Consider the following 3,995-nt stretch of genomic DNA (forward strand, 5'->3'; position numbering starts at 1 on the left):
CGCATGCCGTGTTCTGTTGGGTAAGAAGCGCAGCAGGAGAGTCGCGCACCCTAGCGGTACTTTGCGCGGAGAAGGCTAGACCGAGACAACCATCGCCCTGCACGAGGAGGACATAGTGAGCGCTGTCAAAAGAATGCTGGAGACCTATCCACGAGATCTAGGCCAGATCGATAGAGCCAAGCTGGTCGCATGTATCGACGCCTGTATCGAATGCGACCAAGCCTGCACAGCGTGTGCAGATGCCTGCCTCAGTGAAGACGACGTCAATCACTTAACCAAATGCATCCGTACTTGCCTTGACTGCGCGGATGTCTGCGCGACAACTGGCCGCGTCTTGTCGCGGCACACGGGCTACGACGCCAACTTGACTAGGGCGGTGCTCCAAACGTGCGCCATCGCCTGTAAGACAAGCGCAGACGAGTGCGACAAGCATGCGGCGAAACACGAGCATTGCCGTGTGTGCGCCGACGTATGCCGTCGCTGTGAACGAGCCTGCCGCGACCTTGTTGAGGCGCTCGGTTGAGACGACCAACGAGCGGGCGCGAGACTTCGCTGCGCGAGTGTGACCTTGCAGATACGGAATGGAGACGGCGCTGATGGGGATTTCTGAATTCGATGATGTGCAGGCCCATCTGCTCGAACCAGAAGAAAGCCTTGACTCAGAACAGACCGGCATCGACCTCGACGAAGGCTATTCACCCCCGGAACGCCCGCGGGAACTGCGGGCGTGGGGTCTCACCCCCAGGGAAGCGCGAACCCATGAAAGTTTGGCGCGCCGACTGACCCGCGAGGTGCCTGACGTGACCGATCAGTGGGATGGCGACGGCCTCGGTGATAGCGCCGACAGCGATGGCGAGCCAATCGACGATCAGGTCGGCGACGTGCGCGCAGGTCGGCTCGTCGCCTTCGGCATCGACCCTACGGATTCAAGTACGGATTACCTTGCTCACGACGTCGGCATTGACGGCGGCGCTGCCTCGGCTGAGGAAGCCGCCATGCATATCGTCGTCGATGAAGACACCAGCGCCGGTGAGGGATGGCGTCTCTGATGACCTGTCGTCCGGCCAGTTGGTGAGGTTTGAGCCAGTGCCGCCGGAGAGGCCGGCGGTAAAGGCCGCAAAAGTCGATGACTCATGCCGGAAACGGAGGCACGCGTGAATCGGATTTTTCATGCGCTGATCGGTGATCCGCCCGGTGCCGTGGATGCCGCGATCAAAGCCTCGACCTTGTTCCTCACGGCTGCGCTACTATTTCGCTTCACGGAGCGCCGTACCCTCGCCGAATTCGCGCCGTTCGACTGGATCGCTGCGGTCGCCGTCGGGGCCATCGTCGGTCGGGCTGCTACCGCAAGCGATACCTCGTGGCTCAATGCAACCGCGGCGCTCATTTGCCTTCTGGTCACCCACGCGGTGCTAGCGAGATTGCGCTTCATTCCGGGGATTCGACGTTTCATCGATCCGCCTCTGAAAGTGCTGATCCGCGACGGACAGGTCGACCGACGCAACCTGCGTCGATGCGGGCTCACCATTGCCGATCTCGAGGCTGTGCTACGACAGCACGGACACGAAAGCGCCGATCGTATTCACCTCGCGATCTTCGAAGCCAAGGGCGCAATCTCCATTCTGTTAACGGATGGGAGCCGGTGATCGGCATGGTTCTCGAGTTGATGTGCGGCGAAAGCAATTTCGCCTTGAGTGCGCTGAATCGATGTTGGACATCCGGAGCGAAACGCCATCCACGTCGTCTACAGGTAGTCGCGAAGCTCGTGGATTAAGGCCGACTTTGCGCGCGCACCCACCAGGCGGGTGGTCGGCATGCCGTTCTTGAAGACAATCATGGTGGGGATCGATGCCACTTGAAACCGGTGAGCAGTCAGCGGGTTTGCGTCCACGTCAAGCTTCGCCACGATTAATTTGTCCCCATGGTCGATCGCGAGCTGTTCAAGGATCGGTGCCACCGCACGACACGGACCGCACCACGGGGCCCAGAAATCAACCAGTACCGGTGTGGGGCTGTCCAGGACATCAGTGGTAAACGAGGTATCGCTCACGGTGATGGGCCGTGGTGGTGTCATGAGGGGATTTTTCCTTTCCTGGCAATGGAACCTAATTGGAGACAATGCGATTGGCTCAGCCAGCGCTCGGCATCGAGTGCTGCCGCGCAACCGCCGGCCGCGGCGGTGACTGCTTGGCGGTAACGGCGGTCGATCAGGTCGCCGGCGGCGAATACGCCCTCTGCGGAGGTACGGGTCGTATTGTCTTTGGCCAGGACGTGGCCACCGGCATCGAGGTCGACGAGTCCGGCCAAGAGATCTGAGCACGGCGTCTGGCCGACAGCGACGAAGACAGCGGCGACCGCAATGCTGGAATCGCCAGCGTGGCGCGAGTCGCGGATGCGTACTCCGGTGACGTGTTGGCCACCTTGTACGGCCAGCACTTCGGTGGATGGCAGGATCGCGACGTTGGGATGTGCCCGCAGGCGAGCAACGGCGATGGCTGATGCTCGTAGTCGGCGGCGATGGTGGATGAGGGTGACGTGGCGGGCCAGGGCCACAAGGTGAAGCGCCTCTTCAACGGCACCGTCGCCGCCGCCGATGACGGCGACGTCACGTCCGGTGAACTGTGCGCCGTCGCGTTTCGCGCTGGTGCTTACACCGCGGCCGAGGAGCCCGCATTCGCCGGGCACGTCGAGGGGGCGGGGGGCCGAGCCCATGGCAAGAATCAGCGCCCGGCTGTGGTGCTGGGCATCGCGTATGCGGACCGTCTTGGACTCGTCGCCGAGATCGAATCTGTCCACGTAGCCTGGGCGTAACTCGGCGCCGAAGTGTTGTGCTTGTCGCCGCATCGCGTCAGCCAGCACCGGACCCGAGACGAATGGATCGATACCGGGGTAGTTGTCGACTTCCCCGGCGACCACGAGGGCACCGCCGGGCTCATGGCCTTCGATGAGAAGGGTGTCCAGCCCGGCCCGAGCCGTGTAAATCGCGGCGGTGTATCCGGCTGGCCCTGATCCGACGACGATGACATCTCGAATCCGCGTTGTGTCGGCCATCAGTCAGCAGCGATGCGTACGCGTGACCGCGGACCGCCGCCGAGTGGACGCCGGATGACGGTTGCGGTGGGCCGGTTCTAGAGAGTCGTGCGGCAAAGCGTGCCTGCCTTCGGTGTCGTCAGAGGTTGATGGTGTGGCCGGTCAGGGCGTGGAAGCATTCCTGTAGTCCCTCACCGAGCGTGGGGTGGGTGTGCACGTTGCGGGCCAGCTCGGTTGCGGTCAGGTCCCAGGGTTGGGAGGCGGTAAGTTCGGGGAGTAGTTCGCTGACTTCGGCGCCGACGAGGTGAGCTCCGAGCAGCTCGCCATGCTCGGCGTCGGCAATCATTTTGATGAAGCCGCCGCGTTCACCCAGGCCGTGCGCTTTAGCGCTGGCCTGCATGGGAAACGTGGCGACTCGAACGTTGCGACCGCTGGCGCGGGCCTGGTCTTCGGTGTAGCCGAAGCTGGCGACTTGGGGTTGGCAGAATGTCACGCGTGGCATCATGCGGTAGTCCAAGGGCAGGGTCGGGGAGCCGGCGATGGTTTCGGCGGCGATGACTCCTTGGGCCGAGGCGACATGGGCGAGTTGCACTTTGGCGGTGACGTCGCCAATCGCGAAGATATGGGGAGCCGAGGTGCGCATGTAGTCGTCGATGTCGATTGCCCCGCCTGTTGTGAGGTCCACGCCCAGCGCGTCGAGGCCGAGGTTTTCGACATTGGGGCAAAATCCGATACAGATGAACGCGCGGGCGGCGTCGACTGAGGTGGTCTGACCGTACGGTCAGTATGGGTGACGGTGATGTAGTCGCCGTGGTCGATTACCGAGTCCACCCGGGTATTGGCGTGGATGGGGATGCCGCGGCGTCGGCACTGACGGGTCAATTCCCTTGACACGTCGGCGTCTTCGTTGGGGAGTGCGCGGTCGGCGGACTCGAGAATTTGGACGTCGACGCCGTAGCTGTTGA

General features: G+C 62.8%; 5 protein-coding genes and 1 pseudogene. 3 read left to right on the forward strand and 3 right to left on the reverse strand.

Annotated elements, in window-relative coordinates:
- Positions 1-133: 133 nt before the first annotated feature.
- The 3 genes from VN856_RS01015 to VN856_RS01025 all read left to right on the forward strand — a co-directional run bounded on the left by VN856_RS01015 (position 134) and on the right by VN856_RS01025 (position 1,646).
- Positions 134-523 (forward strand): four-helix bundle copper-binding protein, encoded by a 390-nt coding sequence (locus tag VN856_RS01015; protein ID WP_325685273.1) that lies wholly within the window; start codon positions 134-136, stop codon positions 521-523.
- A gap of 58 nt (positions 524-581) precedes the next feature.
- Positions 582-1,049: a DUF5709 domain-containing protein gene (locus tag VN856_RS01020; RefSeq protein WP_325685268.1), complete on the forward strand. Its 468-nt coding sequence runs from the start codon at positions 582-584 to the stop codon at positions 1,047-1,049.
- Positions 1,050-1,154: 105 nt separating this feature from the next.
- Entirely contained in the window at positions 1,155-1,646 is a 492-nt protein-coding gene (locus tag VN856_RS01025; RefSeq protein WP_325685275.1) for a DUF421 domain-containing protein, read from the forward strand.
- Positions 1,647-1,744: 98 nt separating this feature from the next.
- Here the strand turns inward: VN856_RS01025 and trxA are convergent, their stop codons facing one another.
- From trxA to VN856_RS01040, 3 genes and pseudogenes are all read right to left on the reverse strand, one after another.
- Positions 1,745-2,074 (reverse strand): thioredoxin, encoded by a 330-nt coding sequence (gene trxA / locus VN856_RS01030; protein WP_325685269.1) that lies wholly within the window; start codon positions 2,072-2,074, stop codon positions 1,745-1,747.
- Positions 2,071-3,051, reverse strand: coding sequence for an NAD(P)/FAD-dependent oxidoreductase (locus VN856_RS01035; protein ID WP_325685271.1), 981 nt, complete (start codon positions 3,049-3,051; stop codon positions 2,071-2,073). Before VN856_RS01035 ends, trxA begins: the two co-directional genes overlap by 4 nt.
- Positions 3,052-3,169: 118 nt before the next feature.
- A pseudogene (locus VN856_RS01040) lies at positions 3,170-3,995 on the reverse strand (FAD-dependent oxidoreductase); the annotation flags it as partial.

The organism is Mycobacterium sp. (assembly GCF_035603715.1).
GTDB lineage: Bacteria > Actinomycetota > Actinomycetes > Mycobacteriales > Mycobacteriaceae > Mycobacterium.